General features: G+C 67.2%; 22 protein-coding genes. 8 read left to right on the forward strand and 14 right to left on the reverse strand.

Going from position 1 to position 20,206, the window contains the following annotated elements:
- The first annotated feature begins 10 nt into the window (after nucleotides 1-10).
- A complete protein-coding gene (locus H1S04_RS06960; RefSeq protein ID WP_181744782.1) occupies nucleotides 11-841 on the forward strand; it encodes a DUF6635 family protein in 831 nt (276 codons plus the stop codon).
- Nucleotides 842-865: 24 nt separating this feature from the next.
- On the opposite strand, the gene queF is transcribed toward H1S04_RS06960, so the two are convergent.
- Nucleotides 866-1,327 (reverse strand): preQ(1) synthase, encoded by a 462-nt coding sequence (queF, locus tag H1S04_RS06965; RefSeq protein WP_181744783.1) that lies wholly within the window; start codon nucleotides 1,325-1,327, stop codon nucleotides 866-868.
- 254 nt (nucleotides 1,328-1,581) lie between these two features.
- Nucleotides 1,582-2,607, reverse strand: a complete 1,026-nt coding sequence (locus tag H1S04_RS06970) for an SRPBCC family protein (protein WP_181744784.1) — start codon at nucleotides 2,605-2,607, stop codon at nucleotides 1,582-1,584.
- Between the two features lie 75 nt (nucleotides 2,608-2,682).
- On the opposite strand from H1S04_RS06970, the gene H1S04_RS06975 reads away from it, so the two are divergent.
- The gene (locus tag H1S04_RS06975) at nucleotides 2,683-3,087 is read left to right on the forward strand and encodes a group III truncated hemoglobin (RefSeq protein WP_181744785.1); all 405 of its coding nucleotides are present in this window, start codon (nucleotides 2,683-2,685) and stop codon (nucleotides 3,085-3,087) included.
- Between the two features lie 43 nt (nucleotides 3,088-3,130).
- Nucleotides 3,131-3,454, forward strand: a complete 324-nt coding sequence (locus tag H1S04_RS06980) for a VOC family protein (RefSeq protein WP_181744786.1) — start codon at nucleotides 3,131-3,133, stop codon at nucleotides 3,452-3,454.
- A gap of 69 nt (nucleotides 3,455-3,523) precedes the next feature.
- On the opposite strand, the gene rnr is transcribed toward H1S04_RS06980, so the two are convergent.
- From rnr to H1S04_RS07000, 4 genes are read right to left on the reverse strand one after another with little or no spacing between them, the layout of a single operon-like run.
- Nucleotides 3,524-5,779, reverse strand: a complete 2,256-nt coding sequence (gene rnr / locus H1S04_RS06985; RefSeq protein ID WP_181744787.1) for a ribonuclease R — start codon at nucleotides 5,777-5,779, stop codon at nucleotides 3,524-3,526.
- Nucleotides 5,780-5,830: 51 nt separating this feature from the next.
- Nucleotides 5,831-6,244, reverse strand: coding sequence for a GNAT family N-acetyltransferase (locus H1S04_RS06990; RefSeq protein ID WP_181744788.1), 414 nt, complete (start codon nucleotides 6,242-6,244; stop codon nucleotides 5,831-5,833).
- The gene (gene dapE, locus H1S04_RS06995) at nucleotides 6,241-7,386 is read right to left on the reverse strand and encodes a succinyl-diaminopimelate desuccinylase (RefSeq protein WP_181744789.1); all 1,146 of its coding nucleotides are present in this window, start codon (nucleotides 7,384-7,386) and stop codon (nucleotides 6,241-6,243) included. Before dapE ends, H1S04_RS06990 begins: the two co-directional genes overlap by 4 nt.
- A gap of 31 nt (nucleotides 7,387-7,417) precedes the next feature.
- Nucleotides 7,418-8,185 carry a sulfite exporter TauE/SafE family protein gene (locus H1S04_RS07000; RefSeq protein WP_181744790.1) on the reverse strand — a complete coding sequence of 256 codons (768 nt, stop codon included), beginning with the start codon at nucleotides 8,183-8,185 and terminating at the stop codon, nucleotides 7,418-7,420.
- A gap of 280 nt (nucleotides 8,186-8,465) precedes the next feature.
- On the opposite strand from H1S04_RS07000, the gene H1S04_RS07005 reads away from it, so the two are divergent.
- Nucleotides 8,466-8,939, forward strand: coding sequence for an META domain-containing protein (locus H1S04_RS07005; protein ID WP_181744791.1), 474 nt, complete (start codon nucleotides 8,466-8,468; stop codon nucleotides 8,937-8,939).
- A gap of 1 nt (nucleotide 8,940) precedes the next feature.
- Here H1S04_RS07005 and H1S04_RS07010 read toward each other — a convergent pair whose 3' ends face one another.
- On the reverse strand, nucleotides 8,941-9,402 hold the full coding sequence (locus H1S04_RS07010; protein ID WP_181745426.1) for an Lrp/AsnC family transcriptional regulator: 462 nt from the start codon (nucleotides 9,400-9,402) through the stop codon (nucleotides 8,941-8,943).
- Nucleotides 9,403-9,552: 150 nt separating this feature from the next.
- On the opposite strand from H1S04_RS07010, the gene ald reads away from it, so the two are divergent.
- The gene (ald, locus tag H1S04_RS07015) at nucleotides 9,553-10,668 is read left to right on the forward strand and encodes an alanine dehydrogenase (RefSeq protein ID WP_181744792.1); all 1,116 of its coding nucleotides are present in this window, start codon (nucleotides 9,553-9,555) and stop codon (nucleotides 10,666-10,668) included.
- Nucleotides 10,669-10,687: 19 nt separating this feature from the next.
- Here the strand turns inward: ald and H1S04_RS07020 are convergent, their stop codons facing one another.
- Nucleotides 10,688-11,164 (reverse strand): Lrp/AsnC family transcriptional regulator, encoded by a 477-nt coding sequence (locus tag H1S04_RS07020; RefSeq protein ID WP_181744793.1) that lies wholly within the window; start codon nucleotides 11,162-11,164, stop codon nucleotides 10,688-10,690.
- Between the two features lie 203 nt (nucleotides 11,165-11,367).
- Here H1S04_RS07020 and H1S04_RS07025 point away from each other — a divergent pair, with 203 nt between their 5' ends.
- On the forward strand, nucleotides 11,368-11,925 hold the full coding sequence (locus H1S04_RS07025; RefSeq protein ID WP_181744794.1) for a hypothetical protein: 558 nt from the start codon (nucleotides 11,368-11,370) through the stop codon (nucleotides 11,923-11,925).
- 78 nt (nucleotides 11,926-12,003) lie between these two features.
- Here H1S04_RS07025 and mscL read toward each other — a convergent pair whose 3' ends face one another.
- Nucleotides 12,004-12,444 carry a large conductance mechanosensitive channel protein MscL gene (gene mscL, locus H1S04_RS07030; RefSeq protein ID WP_181744795.1) on the reverse strand — a complete coding sequence of 147 codons (441 nt, stop codon included), beginning with the start codon at nucleotides 12,442-12,444 and terminating at the stop codon, nucleotides 12,004-12,006.
- Nucleotides 12,445-12,742: 298 nt separating this feature from the next.
- On the opposite strand from mscL, the gene H1S04_RS07035 reads away from it, so the two are divergent.
- Both H1S04_RS07035 and H1S04_RS07040 read left to right on the forward strand, forming a co-directional pair.
- Complete coding sequence (locus H1S04_RS07035; RefSeq protein ID WP_181744796.1) at nucleotides 12,743-13,219, forward strand: hypothetical protein; 477 nt, start codon at nucleotides 12,743-12,745, stop codon at nucleotides 13,217-13,219.
- Between the two features lie 13 nt (nucleotides 13,220-13,232).
- Nucleotides 13,233-13,901, forward strand: coding sequence for a DUF2459 domain-containing protein (locus tag H1S04_RS07040; protein WP_181744797.1), 669 nt, complete (start codon nucleotides 13,233-13,235; stop codon nucleotides 13,899-13,901).
- A 516-nt stretch (nucleotides 13,902-14,417) separates the two neighbouring features.
- Here H1S04_RS07040 and H1S04_RS07045 read toward each other — a convergent pair.
- From H1S04_RS07045 to argH, 5 genes are all read right to left on the reverse strand, one after another.
- On the reverse strand, nucleotides 14,418-17,078 hold the full coding sequence (locus tag H1S04_RS07045; protein WP_181744798.1) for a DUF4175 domain-containing protein: 2,661 nt from the start codon (nucleotides 17,076-17,078) through the stop codon (nucleotides 14,418-14,420).
- 65 nt (nucleotides 17,079-17,143) lie between these two features.
- Entirely contained in the window at nucleotides 17,144-18,412 is a 1,269-nt protein-coding gene (lysA, locus tag H1S04_RS07050; RefSeq protein WP_181744799.1) for a diaminopimelate decarboxylase, read from the reverse strand.
- Nucleotides 18,412-18,663, reverse strand: a complete 252-nt coding sequence (locus H1S04_RS07055; RefSeq protein WP_298946700.1) for a DUF2834 domain-containing protein — start codon at nucleotides 18,661-18,663, stop codon at nucleotides 18,412-18,414. Before H1S04_RS07055 ends, lysA begins: the two co-directional genes overlap by 1 nt.
- A complete protein-coding gene (locus H1S04_RS07060; RefSeq protein WP_181744800.1) occupies nucleotides 18,660-18,803 on the reverse strand; it encodes a hypothetical protein in 144 nt (47 codons plus the stop codon). Before H1S04_RS07060 ends, H1S04_RS07055 begins: the two co-directional genes overlap by 4 nt.
- Entirely contained in the window at nucleotides 18,800-20,203 is a 1,404-nt protein-coding gene (gene argH, locus H1S04_RS07065; RefSeq protein ID WP_181744801.1) for an argininosuccinate lyase, read from the reverse strand. The genes H1S04_RS07060 and argH overlap by 4 nt, the downstream gene beginning before the upstream one ends.
- Nucleotides 20,204-20,206 lie beyond the last annotated feature (3 nt).

Below are 20,206 nucleotides of genomic sequence, written 5' to 3' on the forward strand. Positions count from 1 at the left end.
AGCCGCCCGCATGTCCCGACCCGCCCCCGCCCGCTTCGATATGGCCCGCGAGACCGCGGTGAACCGCTTCGCCCGCGCGCGTTACGGGCTGCGGGGCACGCTGGCGCTGCACCGCGAGGCGCTTGGCTGGGACCTGCTGCGCGCACCCCTCAATGTGGCGCTGTCGCCGCTGTTTCTGCTGGTGCGGCTGGCGGGCGCCCTGCTGGGCGCGCTCGGCGCCGGACGCGCGGGCGCGTGGCTGGCGGGGCGGCGGATCTTCCTGACCTCGGACGTGGCCCGCCGGATCGAGGCCGATCTGACCCGGCTGACCGATGATCTGACCGCGCAGGGCGTCGGCCCCAAAGCCGCCCCCGAGGTGGTCCGCCACGAGATCGCCGCCTATGCCGAGACCCGCAACGCGGTGGCCGAGATCACCACCTCGGCGCTGGTGCTCGCGGCCGGGTTCTTTCTGTTCAGCCGGGCCACGCCGGGGATCATCTCGCTGGCCGGCCCCTTGGCCGAGTTGCGCGCCCACGCCACCGCCGTGCAGGATTTCTGGCTTGGCGAAAGCCTTGGCCGGGCCTGGTATTGGGCCTTTCCGGTGACGCTGTCGCCGTGGACGGTGATCGCGACCGGGGTGGTGCTGGCGGTATTGGCATCCCTCGCCACAACCTTCGCAGGGCTGATTGCCGACCCGATGCAGCTTGCCCTTGGCACCCATCGCCGCCGTTTGATGCGGATGCTGGCGCGGCTGGACAGCCCCGACGCCAAAGCCTCGGGCAGGCCGGCGCGCGAGCATGTGCTGGCGCGCATGGGCGACCTGTTTGATGCCGCCATCAGCCTGCTGCGGGTCTGGCGTTAGCCGCCAGCGGCGCAGGCGGACAAGCTAACCGCGCCCGCGATAACCCGGCACACCCTGATTGGGGATCCAGACATCACCTGGCGCTGCCCCGGTCTGCCAGAACACGTCGATCGGCATGCCGCCACGCGGATACCAGTAACCGCCGATCCGCAGCCAGCGCGGCGCCAGCAGATCCGCCAGCCGCTTGCCGATGCTGACGGTGCAGTCTTCGTGAAAGGCGCCGTGGTTGCGGAAACTTTGCAGGAACAGCTTCAGCGATTTCGATTCGACCAGCCAGTCGCCGGGCACATAGTCGATGACCAGATGCGCGAAATCGGGCTGGCCGGTCATCGGGCAGAGGCTGGTGAATTCGGGCTGGGTGAAGCGCACGACATAAGCCGTGCCAGTCTGCGGATTCGCGACGCGTTCCAGCACTGCCTCATCGGGATGGGCTGGCTGCTGGGTCGGCCGACCAAGCTGGGTCAGACCATCTGTATAGTGGCTCATGTCAGGCTCCTGTTTTGGCCGGGTGGGCTGCGACCGGTGGCGGCCGGATAGCAGCCGCGCCGGGGAAGGTCAAAGTGATCGAGCGCTTTCGCCGTCGACGGTTACGGAGGCGAACACTCCCGAGTCAGGCATGGCTGAAAATTCCAACACGCGAATGGCGGAGCGCCCGGTCTATGACGACGTGGGCTTGCGACTGCTTGCGGCCTTACTGATTACCGCCATGTCGGCGCTGGTGCGCGAGGTCTCGGGCAGCGTTACGCAGGGCCAGATCGTATTCTGGCGGTCGGCCTTGGCGCTGCCGCGACCTGCGCAGCCGCCTCTGACCGCTGCCTGACCACATCCAGCACAACGCTGTGAAAGTCGGTCAACAGCCGGTTCGCCCAAATGCGCCCATAGCCGTTCCACGGCAACGAGACCTTGTAATAGGTGGTCAGCACCAGCCGGGTGCGGCCGTCCGCCAGCGGTTCCAGCACATAATCCCCGCGCAGCAGCTCTGATGCTTCGGTATCGGGGCGCAGGTGGCTGTCGATCTCGGCCGGGATGGAATGAGGATCGAAACCGAAAGTCCAGCCGAGTCGGCGGTTCTCCTCCCATACGTTGATATGCTCACGAAAACGGATGCCGCCGGTCCATTCGAGCGACCGTGTGGCGCCCGCGCCCGCGCGGTCGAGACGCGCATCAAGAGGGCGCGGGAAGAACATCAGGCCATGGCTCGGGGTGAAGCGCAGGGTCGCGGGGTCGATGTCGCGGATCTCGACCGTATTCGCCCAGACGGTTTCGGGAGGTGCGGCGATGACGATCTCGGTGGAGACAAAGCCCTGATAATCCGGCCAGTCCATCCGCACCTCCAGCGGCAGGACCAAAAGCGGCAGCGCCGCCATCATGAACGCACCATAGCGGTTCTGCCACCACCCCAGGACAATCTGTGCGAATGCAATGCCGATCGACACGCCCGGCAGCAGGATCGGGATCGCCATGATGATGCAGATGATCCCTTCGATGAACAGCATTATCGTCAGGATCGCCACGATCAGCAATGCAACCGCGGCATAGCCCAGCAATTGCCCGAAAGATCTCTCGCCGCGCGGATCGACCAGCACCGTCATCAGGCTGCCGACCCCCGCCGCCAGCAGAAACGCGCCCGAAATCACCACCATCGCGCCATCCCCGCGCGGCAGCCATGCTATCGCATAAATTGCGAGACCGTAGATCACCGCGACCGCCAACGCCAGCAGAACACGCAGCCCGATCAGCGGCGGGCGCGGGGAAACTTCGCTCATGGCGACCTCGTGAACAACCGAACTGCGACAACGCATACTCTTGCGGCACCGCAGCGACAACGCCATCTAGGCGGCATGAGCATTCCGCCCCGTTTCGATGTCATGCCCGAGCAGATCGACCATGTGGTCGCGGTCTTCTATGCCGCCATTCGCCGGCACGAGGTGCTGGGGCCGGTCTTCGCCCGCCACGTCGCCGACTGGCCCGCGCATGAGGAAAAGATCGCCCGTTTCTGGCGCAACGCGATCCTGTTCGAGCGCAGCTATGACGGCAATCCGATGCGCGCCCATATGCAGGCGGGCGATGTGATGGCCGAACATTTCGCGCCCTGGCTGATGCTGTTCGACGAAACCCTGCGCCGCACGCTGCCGGCGGAAACCGCCGCCGGCTGGTCGGCGCTGGCGCATCGCATCGGCGCCGGCCTGCGCATGGGGGTCGAGGATCTGCGCGACCGCGCGCCCGGTCCACCAGTCTTGCGCTAGGTCGCCTGAACGACGAACATGACGGGAACATTCGGAGGTTCCCATGAAAATCGACTATCTCGAATTTTCCTCGCCCGATCTGCCCGCCACCAAGACCTTCTTCGCGCAGGCTTTCGGGTGGCGCTTCAACGATTACGGCCCCGACTATCAGGAACTGGCCGATGCCGGCATCGGCGGCGGCATCGCCTCGGGCGAGATGGCCCCGCCGCTGGTGATCCTGAAGACCGATGATCTGGAGGCCGCATTGGCCAGGGTCAGCGCCGCCGGGGCCGAGATCACCCGGCCGATCTTTGCCTTTCCCGGCGGCCGCCGCTTTCAGTTCCGCGAGCCCGGGGGCACCGAAATGGGCGTCTGGTCCGAAACCTGACGGTTCGTCAGCCGCAGCGGCCGGATGCGGCAGCCGGGACGGGCGCCCCAGTCCGCCGCCTCCGGCGCGTCACCGCGCGCGATGCCGTTTGGCCTTCTTCGCATCGGCCCGCGCCTTTGACTTCAGCTGTCCGGGGCGGCGGCGCGTGCCCCGTCCGCCGCGGGTTTTCGGACCCTGAGCGACGGTGTTGCCCTCCAGTTCCAACAGTTCCAGAATCAAACCGCCTGTCAGGGGCGACGCCTCGGCCAGTCGCACCAGCACCCGCTGGCCAATGCCGATTTCGGTGCCGGTTTCCGCGCCAATCAGCTGCTGCGCATCGCGATCATAATGGAAGTATTCCCGGCCGATCTCGCGGATCGGGATCAGCCCGTCGGCCCCGGTCTCGTCCAGCTTCACGAAGGCACCGAATTTCTGCACGCCGCTGATCCGCCCGGTCAGTTCCGACCCCACACGCTCGGCCAGATAGGCGGCCAGATATCGGTCGGTGGTGTCGCGCTCGGCCTCCATCGACCGGCGTTCGGTGTTGGAGATCTGGGTGGCGGTTTCACCCAGATTGTCGATGTCCCAGACCGACAGCCCGTCATCGCCCCAGCCGTGGCCCGAGATCAGCGCCCGATGCACGATCAGGTCGGAATAGCGCCGGATCGGGCTGGTGAAATGGGCGTAGTTCTTCAGCGCCAGCCCGAAATGGCCGAAATTGTCCGGGCTGTAATAGGCCTGCGTCATCGAGCGCAGCGTGGACATGTTGATGAGTTCATCGAAATCCGTGCCCTCGGCCTGCGCCAGCAGCCGGTTCAGGTGGCTGGTATGCAGCACCTGCCCCTTGGCCAGGTTGAAGCCCGACGCCTGCGCCACCTCGCGGAGGGCATCCAGCTTTTCCAGCGTCGGCTCCTCGTGGACGCGGAACAGCAGCGGGCGCTTCAGGCGGTTCAGTTCCTCGGCGGCGGCGACGTTGGCCAGCACCATGAATTCCTCGATCAGCCTGTGGGCGTCGAAGCGTTCCTTGTAATTGACCGAGGCGACGCGCCCGTCCGGGCCAATCACGATCTTGCGTTCCGGCAGGTCCAGATCCAGCGGCTGACGGCGCGCCCGCGCGCCCTTCAGCAGTTCGTAAGCCTGCCACAGCGGCCGGATCGCGTTGTCCACCCAAGGTGCGGTGGCCGGGTCCGGGTTGCCATCCGCCGCCGCCTGTGCCTGTTCGTAAGCAAGGCTGGCGCGCGAGCGCATCATCCCGCGATGGAAGCTGTGGCCGATCTTGTTGCCCTGCGCGTCCAGCCGCATCCGCACCGCCAGCACGGCACGGTCGACGCCCTCATGCAGGCTGCACAGATCGCCCGACAGCACATCGGGCAGCATCGGCACCACCCGGTCGGGGAAATAGGTCGAGTTGCCGCGCTTGCGGGCCTCGCGGTCCAGAGCGCTGCCGGGCGTGACGTAATGGGCGACATCGGCGATGGCCACCCACAGGATCATGCCGCCGGGATTGTTCGGATCCGTATCCGGCATCGCCGCCACCGCATCGTCGCGGTCGCGCGCATCGGCGGGGTCGATGGTCAGCAGCGGCAGGTCGCGCAGATCCTCGCGGCCCTTCATGCTGGCAGGTTTCTTGGCATCGGCCTCGGCGATGACATCATCGGGGAAATCGTCGGGGATATTGTGCTGGTGAATGGCAATCAGGCTGACCGCGCGCGGGGCCGAGGGATCGCCCAGCCGGTCGGTGATGCGCGCCTGGGGCAATCCCAGTCGGCCCCTGCCGCCGAACTGTTCGGCCTCGACCAACTCGCCGTCCTGCGCCCCTTGGGTATCGCCCTCGCGGATGCGCCATTCGCGGTCGGAGCCCTTGTCGATAGGCAGGATCCGGCCGCCTTCGGTATTCTTGCGGAAGATGCCCACGATCTTGTGCCGGGCCTCGCCAATGCGGCGGATGAGCCGAGCGACATAGTCATGATCCTCACCGGGCGAGGCGGTCAGCCGCGCCAGAAAACGATCGCCCGCACCCATCGCCCCATCGGCCTCGCGCGGGTGGAACAGGATGCGCGGCACCGGGCCATCCCCCCGCAGTTCCATCGGGCGGACGAAAAGGTCGCCCTGCGCGTCAGGCGGCAGCACCTCGACCACCGTGACCGGCGGCAGGTGTTCGGCATCGCGGAAGGACTTGCGCCGGCGCTCCAGCCGGCCTTCCTCGGCCAGTTCCTTCAGCAGGCGCTTCAGCTCGATCTTCTCGGCCCCCTTGACGGCGAAGGCCTTGGCGATGTCGCGCTTGGCGGCCGCGTCGGGATGATCCGCCACCCAGTCCAGAATCTGCTGTTTGCTCGGCAATGCCATGGTGGTCCTTTCACCGGACAGGGCCCGGACTGCGCGTTTCCCCAAGGGGTATCAGAGTTCCAGCACCATGTCGCGATGCGCAATCCCCGCATCGGGATATTCCGGCCCATAGGCGAGGAAGCCGAGCTTTTCATAGAAGGGGATGGCGTGGGTCTGCGAAGACAGCTTGGCGCGGGCCACGCCACGCGCCCGCAACGCATCGAGCGCGCCCCGCATGATCGCCGCTCCGGCCCCGGTGCCGCGCGCCGAGGCGAGCACACAGACACGGCCGATCTTGCCGGTATCGCCCTCGATGAAGACCCGCGCGGTGCCGACGGGGGTGCCGTCCAGCCAGCCCAGAACATGCAAAGCCTCGTCGTCGCGGCCGTCCCATTCCTCGGCCTCGGTCACGCCCTGCTCGTCGATGAAGACGGCGCGGCGCAGGGTGCGGCAGGTGTCCAGATCGTCGGTCAGTTCGACCCTCATGCGAAATACTCGGCCAGCACGCGCTGATAGACGCGCTTCAGCGCGTGCACCTGATCGGCGGGAACGCGTTCGTCGACCTCGTGCATGAAGCGGCCGACAAGGCCGAATTCCAGCACCGGGCAATGATCCTTAACGAAGCGCGCGTCCGAGGTCCCGCCCGAGGTTGACAGCACCGGCTGAATCCCGGTCTCCGCTTCGACAATGCCGCGGACCAGATCGACGAACGTACCGGGCTCGGTCAGGAATGCCATGCCCGAGACGTCCGGCGTCAGCACGATGGCGACGCCGCTGTCGGCGCTGATCGCGGCGGCGCGGGCCTGCAGATCGGCATCCAGCGCCTCCGGCGTGTGCAGGTCGTTGAAGCGGATGTTGAACACCGCCGTGGCCTGTTCCGGCACCACATTGCTGGCCTTGTTGCCGCAATCGATGGTCGTCACCTGCAGGCTGGACGGGCCGAAATGCTCCGTCCCTTCGTCCAGCGGAGTCGTGGCCAATTCGTCCAGAAACCAGCACAGGGCATGGAGCGGGTTGCGCACCCGGTCGGGATAGGCCACGTGGCCCTGCACCCCATGCGCGGTGACGCGATAGGTGACCGAGCCGCGGCGCCCGATCTTCATCATCTCGCCGAAGGTGTCGGGGTTCGAAGGCTCGCCCACGATGCAGACATCCATCCGCTCGCCATTGGCCGCCATCCAGTCGAGGATGGCGAGCGTGCCGTCATGGGCATCACCCTCCTCGTCCCCGGTGATGGTCAGGATGACGGCGCCGTCTTCGGGCGGGGTCTCGGTCACGAAATCGATGGCGGCGGCGACGAAGGCCGCGACCCCCGATTTCATGTCGGTGGCGCCCCGGCCCCAGATCATGCCGTCGGCGTCCAGATGGCCCGAAAACGGCGGATGCGCCCAGCTGCCCAGATTACCCGGCGGGACTACGTCGGTATGGCCGTTGAAGCCGAAGCTGCGCGCCGCGTCCTTCGCCCCCCAGCGGGCAAACAGGTTCGGGGTCCCGTTGCGGTCGACGCGCACCACCTCGAAGCCCGCCGCCAGCAGCCGGTCGGCCAGCAGGGTCAGCGCGCCCGCCTCCTCGGGCGTGACCGAGGGGCAGCGGATCAGTTCGGCGGTCAGTTCTGCGGCATCGGTCATCGCCTTCTCCTTGATTTGTTAAGGGGTATCGTTACCCCGCCAGAAGTTCCAGCCCGCGCCGCACCAGGTTCAACCCGCTGAAGACCAGCAGCACCAGCGTCCAGCGACGGAACTGCGCGACGTCCAGCCGGTCATGCACGCGCAGGCCGAGGATCATGCCGACCACACCGGGCAGCACCAGCACGGCCGACAGAGGCAGCGTCTGCGCGTTCAGCACCCCCGATCCCAGATGCGCGAAGGTCAGAACCACCGCGCCCATCAGGAACACCACGCCCTGCACCCGCATCTGTTCATCCTTGGGCGCCCCCACGGACAGCAGATAGACGATCAGCGGCGGCCCCCAGATGCCCGAAATCCCGCCATAGAGGCCGCCGATGATGCCGGTGACGATCTCGGCCCGGCGGGCGTGGTGAATGGGCAGCACCAGCGGGCGGCCGGACAATTGCCAGATCGCAAAGGCAACAATGGGGACGCCCAGCAGCAGATACATCAGGCTTTGCGGGACCGCGGTGACAAACGCCGCGGAGATCAGGATGAACAGCCCGACCATGGCGATATGCCAGCGATAGCGCCGCACCGATCCCCAGGCCGCGCCCATGCCCTGCCGGCCGGCCTGCATCACATTGGTCACCAGCGTCGGCAGGATCAGCGCCGCCAGCGCGACCTGCGGCGGCAGGACGGATGCGAAGGCCGACATCATGATCATCGGCATGGCGAACCCCACCGCACCCTTGACGAAGCCGGCAAACAGCGTGACCGCGAAAACGAACCAGAAGGTGCTGGAATCAAGGCCGAACATGGCCCGCAGCCTAGCGTCGCGCAGGGGCGCCGCAACACCGATTTCCCCCCATTTCGTGACAAGTCCGCAACAGGCGCGCCGATTCCGCAACGCGGGCCCACGCGCGATCACGGATCGCAAAACCCGCGCAGAGCCTTGATTATCCTCGCTGGCGACGCCGATCGCCGACGCGAAACATTGCGAAGCGGCACGTTTGCTGACATATCAGTGAGTTGACGGTAAAAGCCCCCGATGCAATCCCGCTGAAATGTTTATGATTCGTCAACCCGGAGACGCTGCCATGTTCCGCCAACTGACCGCCGCCGCACTTGCGACGCTTGCGCTTGCTGCCTGCGAACCGACTACGCCCACCTCGAACGATCCCTATTCGACGATCCCGACCGGCGATTACGTGCTGTTCAATATCGGCGGCGAGGTTCTCAGCGTGCGCCACACCACCATGACAATCTCGCCCACGCAGATGACCGGCCGCACCGGCTGCAACAACTTCGTGATGCCGGTCTCGGGCACGCCGCCGGAATTCGTCGCCGGCGAGATCCAGACCGCAGGCCAGACCTGCCGCTGGAGCGCGCAGGAAACCAAGTTCTTCAACGCCCTGCGTCAGGCCAACAAGATCAGCTATGAAGACGGCGTTCTGCGCATCTCGGGCGGACCGGACACGCTGACCTTCGAATATGGCCGTCTGGCGACCCCGGCTGGCCCGATCGGGCGCAACCTGAACCCGAACGACACCGCCAAGGCCGGCGGCCAGTAAGCTACAGCGACAGGGCCGTGGTCTGCGCCACGGTCCTGAGCGCGAAGGACGAATGCATCTGCGCCACGCCGGGAAGGCGGGTCAGATATTCGCGGTGGATGCGGGCGAAATCCTCGGTATCCTCGACCGCCAGCTTCAGCAGATAATCGGCCGTTCCCGCCATCAGGTGACATTCCAGCAGGTCGGGGATGGCGCGAACGGCGCGCTCGAACGCTTCCAGCAGTTCCGTCGCCTGACCGGACAGGGTGATCTCCACGAAAACCGTGGTGTGCCGTGCCAGCCGGCGGGGATCCAGCAGCGCCGCATAGGCGCGGATCACCCCGTCCAGCTCCAGCCGCTGCACCCGCCGATGACAGGCCGAGGCCGACAGGTTCACCGCCGCCGCCAGATCGGCATTTGTGATTCGGCCATCCTTCTGCAGAATCGCCAGAATACGACGATCCATCGCGTCGATTTCCGCCATTTCGAAGTTTTCTCCGATCATTGCACCTGATCGCGCAATTTTCTTCGAATTCCTGGGCCACGCAAGCGAAACTTCCGCAGGACGTGTCAGCGGTTCCGTGTCAGCCTTGTGGCAAGACCCAGAGCGGTCGCCCCAACTCGGAGAGATGCCATGCTGATCGGATGCCCGACCGAAATCAAACCTCAGGAATACCGCGTCGGCCTGACGCCCGGCGCCGCACGCGAGGCTGTCCATCGCGGTCACACTGTCCTGATCCAGTCCGGCGCCGGTCTGGGGGCAGGCTTCACCGATGCCGATTTTCTGGCCGCCGGCGCCGAGATCGCCGCCGATGCAAAGACTGTCTTCGACCGCGCCGAGATGATCGTGAAGGTGAAGGAACCCCAGCCGGCCGAGCGCGCGATGCTGCGGCGGGGACAGGTGCTGTTCACCTATCTGCACCTCGCCCCCGATCCCGATCAGACCCGCGACCTGCTGAACAGCGGCGTGACCGCCATCGCCTATGAGACCGTCACCGACCCGCGCGGCGGCCTGCCGCTGCTGGCGCCGATGTCGGAAGTCGCGGGGCGGCTGGCCCCGCAGGCCGGCGCCTGGGCGCTGCAAAAGGCCAATGGCGGCGAAGGCGTCCTGCTGGGTGGCGTCCCCGGCGTGCGCCCGGCCAATGTGGTCATCATCGGCGGCGGCGTGGTCGGGGCAGCGGCGGCACGCGTGGCGGCCGGGATGGGCGCGCATGTCACCGTGCTGGACCGCTCCGTTTCGCGGCTGTCCTATTTGGACGACATCTTCATGGGCCGGCTGACCACCCAATATGCCACCGCCGCCGCCATTGCCGATCTGCTGCCCACCGCCGACATGGTGATCGGCGCGGTGCTGATCCCCGGCGCGGCCGCGCCCAAGCTGATCACCCGCGCCCAGCTTGGCATCATGAAACCGGGCGCGGTGCTGGTCGATGTCGCCATCGATCAGGGCGGCTGCTTCGAAACCTCGCATCCGACCACCCATCAGGATCCGATCTACGAGGTCGACGGCATCGTGCATTACTGCGTTGCCAACATGCCCGGCGCGGTCCCGCGCACCTCGACCCAGGCGCTTGGCAACGCCACGCTGCCCTTCGTGCTGGCACTGGCCGACAAGGGCTGGCGGCAGGCGCTGCGGGACGACGCGCATCTGCGTGCGGGCCTGTCGACGCATGAGGGGCAGCTGACCTCCGGCCCGGTGGGGGCGGCACTCGGCATCGCCACCGTCCTGCCCGAGGCGTTGCTGTCCTGATCCGGGATCGCCGCCCGGCCTAGACGGGCAGCGAAAGCGGTCCGTCCACGCGGACGTGCCGCATGGAGAAATTCGACCGGATCGCGGCGATCTCCCGGCCGACCAGCAGATGGGTGGTGATCGTGCGCTCGTAATCCTCCATATCGCGGACGACCATCTCGACCAGGAAATCCGATGCCCCCGAAACCAGGTGGCAGGACACGCAGCCCGGCAGGGCCTCCAGCCGGTGCTGCAGGATCTCGGCGGCGATGGTGCTGTGGCGGGCGATGGTGATCTCGATGAACACCGTCATGCCCAGCCCGACCGCGACACGGTCCAGAACCGCACGATAGCCGCGGATCACCCCGCTCTCCTCCAGCAGTTTCACCCGCCGCAGGCAGGGCGACGGCGAAAGCCCGACCTTCCCGGCCAGGGCCACATTGCTGATGCGGCCGTCCCGCTGCAGCTCGGCGATGATTCGGCGGTCGAATTCGTCCAATTCGGCATGTTTGGACATTCTCACAGCCCTCCTTGGAACGCTGTGCCAAAATCCTGATCCCGACTGCCGAAAAACGCAAGGACAGCGCGCGGGGTCCTGCGTCATGCTGTCCTTGCCTGCACCGCCCACCCATGTTTCCCCGGTGCATTCGACCAGGCGGTGCGGGCAGCCCAGGGAGGACCCCAATGCACGCACGCCGAAGACCCGACCGCCGGCAGCGGATGGAGAGGCTCATCATGGCGCGGCCGATGACCTCGTTGCTGGAAAAGGAAATCCTGCTGGCGACCGACATGATCCAGCCCGGCGCCGACCGCTGGGTCGGCGCGCTCGTCGATTGCGGAAACTTCATTCCCGCCGAGGATGGCCGCATCGTCGCCTGGCGCGCCATCGACCGCCGGGGTCAGCTGTTCTGGCTGGTCGTCAGCCGGTTCGAGGCAATGCGCTATCACGCCACCGCTGCGAGCGCCCATGCCGCCCTGACCGAGGGCGATGCCGCCTTCGCCCGCCGCCGCCGCGCCAAGCGGCACTGGCCCGAGATCGAAGCGCTGACCCGCGACCTGCTGCGTTTCCGCCGCCGCCTGACGGTGACGCGCGACGATGCGCGCGATGGCGGCCTCAGCCTGCTGGCGATCACCTGTTTCTGCGAGCGGCTGGGGCTTGGCCGGCGTTTCGGGATTCCGGGCTGGCTGGCGGCCATGCTGATGCGGCTGGAACCTGATATCGGCTTCGCGCTTCTGGCCGCGGCGCGGCGGCAGGGCGGCGATCCGGCCCCGGCCTGAGGGTCTGTGAAACCAAGATGAGCATGAAAAAGGCGCGCCGATCGGGCGCGCCTTTCCCATGAGAGCGATATGGCTTGATCAGACGGTCGGGCGCGCCCGCAGCTCGTCGCGGATCTCGACCAGCAGTTGCTCGGCCGTGGGACCGGCCGGGACTTCTTCCGCTTTGGGCGCGGGCTTGACCGCCGCGTCCTTCACGCGGTTCACGGCCTTGACTAGCAGGAAGACCACGAAGGCGATGATCAGGAAGTTGATCACGGCCGAGAAGAACGCCCCATAGGCGAAGACGTTCGCCCCGGAATCCCGCGCCACCTGCAGCGAGGCGCCTTCCGGCGCCGTGCCCGAGATCACGAAATACTTGCTGGAGAAGTCAGTGCCCCCGGTGAGCAGACCGATGATCGGGTTGATCAGGTCCGACACCAGCGACGTCACGATGGCCGTGAAGGCCGCACCGATGATGATACCGACGGCCATGTCGATGACATTGCCGCGGGCGATGAACTCCTTGAACTCTTTGATCATGCGTATAACCTTTTTATTCGCGCGCTGATGCGGGCGCTTATAACATCCCCGGCGCATATCAGGTAAGATTTATCATCATGTCAAAGCTTTCCGATTTTCCGGCTGCAGATCGCAGGCCGACCGGTGCGCCCCGATGTGATCGAACTTCATCCGCGCAGGACGGCGCTCGGCCGGAAGGTCTCGATCGCGCTGTAACAGGCGGAGCTGGACAGTGGCGCCCACAGGATCAGCATTTTGGGGCCGCAGGACCGATTAACCCTATGTTCCTGTCGCTGAATCCAACAACAGGGACCTGGCGATGATAAATCCGGCCGGTTCGAAAGGCGACCCCAGCGGCATCTTCGGAAGCGGCGCGATCCTGTTGTATCTGGGTGACAAAACCCGCAAATTTTTGTCCCTCTGGGGGCGCGCCTGTCACCGCTTCACCGGGCGGCTGCTGTGGCAGATGGGCGGCGTGGCGGCGATGTTAGGACAGTTGGGCTTCGGCCACCACTTCGACGGCCGAGAGATCGAAGCCCCCCGCCCGCGCGAACGCCATTGTGCCGAGACCCGCCGCCTGCCGGGCATGCCGGACCGCCAGATCGAAGGGCGCGACCGAAGCAGCGCGACATGCTCCCTCGCCGGCATCGCCACCATCGGATCGCGCGCGCCCGAGGCGAATAACGCCGCGACGGACGAACCCACCGCAGCGGGTTCAGGAAGGCATTGCATGACCTTCTTCGCCCGCCCCGCAGCGCAGCGCGGTTTGCGGATGGCGGCTTGCGGGTCTTCGTGAACGGTCCGCACGGATGAGGGTCCTGCTGACGCTTGGCGCGGTTGGCCTGCTGCTATTCCTGTCGCTGTTGGCCGGCGCCCGGCTTCCGGCCCCGCGGCTGTCGATGCCGCTGTCGGCGGACACGGTCCGGGTCGGGTTGGTGCAGGGGCCCATCCATACCGATTTCCTGCTGCCGCTGGACCCGCAGACCCGCGCCGATTTTGCCTGGCTTGATCTGCCCGAGGACGCCGCGTGGTTGCAGGTCGGCTGGGGCGCGCGCGGGTTTTACACGCAGGTCGGCGACTATGGCGACCTGCGGGCGGGGACGGTGTTGCGTGCCCTGATCGGCGATACGGCGGTGATGCGGTTCGAGCCCGTCGGCGCTTATGTGCCCGAGCTGTCGATCACCATGGACAGGCTGGAATACCAGCGCCTGCGCGCGGTGGTCCTGTCGGATACGCTGTGGGATCAGCCGGTCGGCCAGGGGCTTTTGGCCCCGGCTGACCGCTATTTCGCGGCGAAGGGGCGCTTCAACATCCTGCACCCCTGCAACCAATGGATCGCCGGGGCGCTGCGGCGCGCCAACCGCAGCTTTGCCATCTGGACGCCCACGAACTGGTCCATCCGTCAGGCTCTGCGGCAGTTCGAACTCACGCCACGCGAGATGCGGCAATATCCCGGCGCGAAAGCCACTGACGCGTGACCACAGCGCCCGGCATCCATCCGCCGGGACACCAGGGCCACTTCCTCAATGCAACTCCTCTCGCCAGCCGGCGCGCGCCATGCCATCGATACCAGCGGTGCCGGAACGCGTCGCCGATAGCACCGTGCGGCACGGTTTCGGGGGCGACCCGGCGCAGATGCCATTGGAACCGGATCAGAGCGGCCACCACCCTCAAGGGCCGGTCACCGAAAGCAGCGCTGCCGTTACAGCGCTCGGGATCGCCCTGACCGGTCTGTCTTCCCGGCCTGTCAGCCGCCGCGCATGATTCGCGCCGCTGGCGCTCTCGGTGCATCGGCCAGACCCCGCCCAGGCCGACCATGCGCGGCCCGAGATGCGACACCCCCGGCGCGGGCGTCCCCGGAAGCTGCCCAGCGGGCAGCTCACCAAAAGGAGGAGCACCGATAGCCACCTGCGCAGGTGCAGCGCTTCACATCGCGCCGCTCTGGTCGATTTCCGCAGCTTTCTGTCTTGACGCCGCATCTGCGGCGGCTGGCGCTAGAACTGGTCGATCAGTCGATCCAGATAGTCGCGCTCGGCCTCGGGGCGCTGGCGTTCGCCCAAGCGGCGCCTGATCTCGTCCTGAAGGTCGCGGGCGCGATGATCCTCGGATTCGCCCTCAGCCAGCGGGTCGTCGGTGGCGACGCCGCCGCCCATGCCCTGCAGGGCGCGGCCAAGCGGGTCGCGGCGCTGGGTCATGCGGCCGTCCTGCCCCTCGCCGCGGGGCGATTGGCCATCCGGTCCCGCGGCTTCCTGCTGGCCTTCGCCCTGCTCGCCCTCGGAAGGGGCGGCGCGCTGATCCTCGCCACGGCCAAGGGCGCGGATGCCGTCGCGCAGGGCCTGGATCGCTTCGGCCTGGCGGTCCATGGCGCCGGCGGTGTCGCCTTCGCGCAGGGCCTGCTCGGCCTCCTGCATGGCGCGGCCGGCGCGGTCCATTGCCTCGGCCGCCGCATCGCCCTCGGCAGTGCCGCGCTCGGGCAGAAGGCCGCGTTGCATCCCCAGATCGTCGCGCAATATCCGCTGTTCATCGGCCAGATCGCCGCCCTGCCCTCCGCCCGGCTGGCCCGCGCCCGGCTGGCCCGCGCCCGGCTGGCCTTCACCCGGCTGGCCCTCACCGGGCTGGCCTTCACCGGGCTGGCCTTCACCGGGCTGATCTTCACCGGGCTGGGCTTCACCAGCCCCCTGCGGGTTGTCTTCCGGTGCGGGTTCGTTCCCCAGCCCCAGCCATTCATCCTGCATCTGCCGGAAGGCACGGTCGGCCAGATCCTGCTGCTCGCGCAGGGTCTGCGCCAGCCGCCCGGTCGAGCCCTGGCCGCGCCCTTCGCCCTGCCCCTCGCTCCGCCGGACCTGCATGTTTTCCATCATCCGGTTGAACTGTTCCAGCAGGGCCTGCGCCTCGGCCATCTTGCCTTCGTTCATCAGGCGCTGGATCTCGTCCATCATCTGCTGGATCTGGTCGGCGGACATCATCTCCGCGGGCGAGCGGTCAAACCGGTCGGAGGGGTTGTTTTCGCCCTGTTCGGCCAGCCGCTCCAGATAGTCGTCCGTGGCCCTGCGCAACTCATCCATCAGCTGCCGGATCTCGTCGGGCGACGCCCCGCGCCGCATCGCCTGCGCCAGCTTCTCCTGGGCGCGCTGCATCCGTTCCAGCGCATCCGCGAGGCCGCCGTCTTCCAGCTGGACCGCCACACGCCACAGCGCTTCGGCAAGGGCGTCGCGCTGCAGGTCGGTCAGCGGGCCGGATTCCAGGCCCGCCACCACCGCGCGCAGGTCGCGCAGGACCCCCGGATCAACGAAGCCCTCCGGTTGCCACAGGATCGCGCGCAGCCATTGCGCCGACATGGGCGCGTTCTGGCGCGACCACATCAGATCGCGGCGCAGCTCGATCAGGGCGGCGGCGAACGGGTCGAAGAAGCGCCGGCCCGGCAGGTCCATCGCGAGCGTTTCGGACTGGCCCTGCTGGCCGATTCCGTCCTGCACGTTCAGCCGTACCTGCACCGGCAGGTTTGCCCAAGCGTGCTTTTTCAGATCGGCAGTCAGCTGGCCTTCGACCTGGGCGCGCGCGCCGCGCAGAGGCAGGCGCAGGGTCAGCGCCTCGCGTGGTTCGGGGTCGGCCCCGAGGCCATAGCGGCGGTCGATCTTGGCAAGGTCCAGGTTGATCTCGGCCTGCCCCTCGGTCACGCCGTAATCGTCATTGGCGGAAAAGGACTGGATCAGCCGCCCGTCGGCGCGCCGCTCGGCCGCGGGGCCAAGCATGATGCGCGGCGGCTCGTCCGGCTGGACGCTAAGCTGAAAGCGGCGGGCGCCGATCTGCAGGGTTCCGGCCCGCTCGACGCGGAATTCGGGCGCTTTCGGGTCATCTCCCGGCAGCGCGGTGCCGATATCCTGCGCGATAACGGCACCCTCGCCGTAAAGGCGCAGGCTGATCGTGCTGCCTTCGGGCAGATCCAGCACCGCGCCTTCGGGCTGGTCGTTCAGATAGAGCGTGGGCTTGCGGGTATAAGCCGGGGGTTCCGCCCAGCCTTCCCAGCCGAGCCCGGTCACAGCCGGCTGGTCGGGCCGCGACTGCGGGCGCGTCGGCGCCAAGGCCGCCAGCCCCTGCCCGAGATCGCCGGCGCTGCCGAACAGCAGCGCCATCGCCACGGCGGTCAGCGCCGCCAGCCGCAGGCCAAAGGGATCGCGGCGGGTCAGCCCGGCATCGGGAGCCACAGCCCGCGCGGTGGCGGCCCGTGTCGCCATCTGTTCGCGATGCGCCCGCCACAGCGCCCCGTCGCCCCCGAGCGCAGGCTGATCGCGCAGCGCCGACAAAGGCCGCCCAGCCAGCGTCGCATCAACCCGCCGCTCGGCCGCGCCGGGGCTGGGTCTGCGAAAGCGGATCCCCCCCCAGACCATCGCGCCCAGCAGGATCAGCCCAATGGCCACCCCGGCATAGGGGCGCAGCGCGACAGGCAAGCCGTCCAGCAGCCCAAAGCTCAGCCCCGCCAGGGCCAGCAGCAGCAGGCTGGCTGCCGGCCAGAAGGCGCGGGCTACGGCCTCCCACCACAGCCCGATCCCTGTCAGGCGCAATGCGCGCGACAATTGCGGCAGCGCCCCGGTCAGATCATCTGCCGGGTCAGCCCTGTCATGCGCTTCGCTATCGAGATCGGAGTCCTGGGTCATCGGGTCGTTTTTCCGCCCCCATCCTGCGGCGCGCCGCGCGACCCTGCAAGCTAATCCTGCGCCCTCTACTGCCAGTCCGGCAAAGCTTCGCGCGCCAGCATCTCCTGCAGGGTCGGGCGCGCGCGGATTACCGCGAAACGGTCGCCATCCACCAACACCTCGGGGATCAGCGGACGCGAGTTATATTCCGACGACATCACCGCCCCGTAAGCCCCGGCCGAGCGGAAGGCGACCAGATCCCCCGCCGCCAGCGCCGGCAGTTCCACGCCCTTCTCGAAGGTATCGCCGGTCTCGCAGACCGGGCCGACCACGTCGAAGGCGCTGACCGGCGCGCCCGGCCGGCCCTCGTGCACCGGCACGATATCGTGATGGGCGCCATACATGGCCGGCCGGATCAGGTCGTTCATGGCGGCATCGAGGATCAGGAAATCCCGCCCCTCGCCTTCCTTCAGATAGATCACCGAACTCAGCAGCACCCCCGCATTGCCGGCGATATTGCGGCCCGGCTCGATCTCGATCTCGCAATCCAGATCGCCGACGGCGTCACGGATCACCTGCCCGTATTCGATGGGCAGGGGCGGAGCCGAGTTGTTGCGCTCATAGGGAATCCCAAGGCCGCCGCCCATGTCGAGCCGGCGGATATTGTGGCCATCGGCGCGCAGGGCGCGGGTCAGATCGGCCATCTTGGCATAGGCCTGCCGGTAGGGCTCCAGATCGGTCAGCTGGCTGCCGATATGCATGTCGATGCCGACGACCTCGATCCCCGGCAGCCCGGCGGCTTCGGCGTAAACCTCGCGCGCGCGGGCGATGGGGATGCCGAATTTGTTTTCGGACTTGCCGGTGGCGATCTTTTCGTGGGTTTTCGCGTCCACATCAGGGTTGACCCGGATGGCGATGGGGGCCACCGCGCCCAGCGAAGCCGCGACCTCGGACAGGACCCGCAGTTCGGCCTCCGACTCGACATTGAACTGGCGGATGCCGCCTTCCAGCGCCAGCCGCATCTCGTCCCGCGTCTTGCCGACGCCGGAAAACACGATCCGCGCGCCCGGCACGCCTGCGGTGCGCGCGCGGGCATATTCGCCGATGGACACCACATCCATTCCGGCCCCTAGATCGCCCAGCAATTTCAGCACCGCGATGTTGGAATTGGCCTTCACCGCATAACAGATCAGGTGATCGGGCGCCCATGCCAGCGCCTCCTTGAAGACATTGAAATGTCGCGTCAGGGTGGCGCTGGAATAGACATAGACCGGGGTTCCGACCTCTGCGGCGATGCGCGACAGCGGCACGTCTTCGGCGAACAGCTCGCCCCTGTGGTAGTTGAAATGGTCCATCAGACGATCCTGCGAGAGCGGAGGAAAAGATAAAGCGGCAGCGCGCAGCCGATGCCCAGCACCATCGCCGGAAGCGTCAGCAGCGCCAGCCAGTTGCGGCGCACCATGGTCTCCAGCAGGCACCAGATGGCCAGCGTCGCCAGGGCCGCGACGGCATTGGCATCGGGCGCATCCAGATGACGGCCCAGCCAGGCGCCGATCAGCGCCAGTGCCAGCCAGCAGCCGCGCAGAGGCGTCAGGCCAAGGGTCACAACGCGGTCACGATGCCGATGCGCGCGTCCCCCGAGACGGTGACGCCGGGCTTGGGCGCATCGGGTTCGGGCCGGATCGGCGGCCCGTCGACCCCGCAGGCCGTCAGCGCCAGAAGTGCGATCAGGGGCAGGTATTTCACAGCAGATCCCTCCACCTTGCGATCTGGGCGCGGACCTGATCGGGGGCCGTCCCGCCATAGCTTTGCCTCGACGCGACGGAGTTATGCACACCCAGAACGTTGAACACGTCATTGGTGATGGCGGGATTGACGGACTGCATGTCCTCCAGCGTCAGGTCGGGCAGATCGACACCCTTCGCTTCGGCCATGGCGACCAGCGATCCGGTGACGTGATGGGCGTCACGGAAGGGCAGCCCGGCCTCGCGCACCAGCCAGTCGGCCAGATCGGTCGCGGTCGAGAAGCCGGCCGAGGCCGCGGCCTCCATCTTCTCGCGGTTGGCGGTCAGGTCGGAGAGCATCCCGGTCATCGCCGCCAGCGCCAGCATCAGGCTGTCGGCGGCGTCAAAAACCTGTTCCTTGTCTTCCTGCATGTCCTTGGAATAGGCCAGTGGCAGGCCCTTCATCACCGTGAACAGCGCCACCGTCGCGCCAAGGATGCGGCCGATCTTGGCCCGGATCAGCTCGGCCGCGTCGGGGTTGCGTTTCTGCGGCATGATCGACGACCCGGTCGACCATTTGTCCGACATCGACACGAAGCGGAACTGTGCCGAAGACCAGATCACCAGCTCCTCGGCCAGCCGCGACAGGTGGACGGCGCAGATGCTGGCGGCCGACAGGAACTCCAGCGCGAAATCACGGTCGCTGACGGCATCGAGGCTGTTGGCCATCGGGCGGTCGAAATCCAGCGCCGCAGCGGTGGCGAAACGGTCGATGGGATAGCCCGTGCCCGCCAGCGCGGCGGCGCCCAAGGGCGATTCGTTCATCCGCTTGCGGGCATCCTGAAAGCGGCTGAGGTCACGACCGAACATCTCGACATAGGCCATCATGTGGTGGCCCCAGGTCACCGGCTGCGCGGTCTGAAGGTGGGTGAATCCCGGCATCACCCAATCCGCCCCGACCTCGGCCTGCGCCAAAGCGGCGCCGATCAGCGCCCGCAGCCCGTCAATCGCCGCGTCGCATTGGTCGCGCACCCACAGCCGGAAATCGGTCGCCACCTGATCGTTGCGCGACCGGCCGGTATGCAGCCGGCCCGCCGGCTCGCCTATGATATCCTTCAGGCGCGCTTCGACATTCATGTGAATATCCTCCAGCGCCTCGCTGAAGGGAAAATCGCCGGCCTCGATTTCTGACAATACGGTGAGCAGCCCTTCCCGGATCGCCTCGGCGTCGCTAGAGGTGATGATGCCCTGCGCCGCGAGCATCGCGGCATGGGCCCGGCTGCCCCGGATGTCCTGGGCGTAAAGTCTGCGGTCAAACCCGATCGAGGCGTTGATCGCCGTCATGATCGCGTCGGGACCAGCGGCGAAACGCCCGCCCCACATGGCATTTGCTGTGTTTCTGGGCGTCTTGGCGTCGGTCATCCG

Origin of the sequence: Paracoccus sp. S1E-3, assembly GCF_013868135.1 — a bacterium.
Taxonomy (GTDB): domain Bacteria; phylum Pseudomonadota; class Alphaproteobacteria; order Rhodobacterales; family Rhodobacteraceae; genus Paracoccus.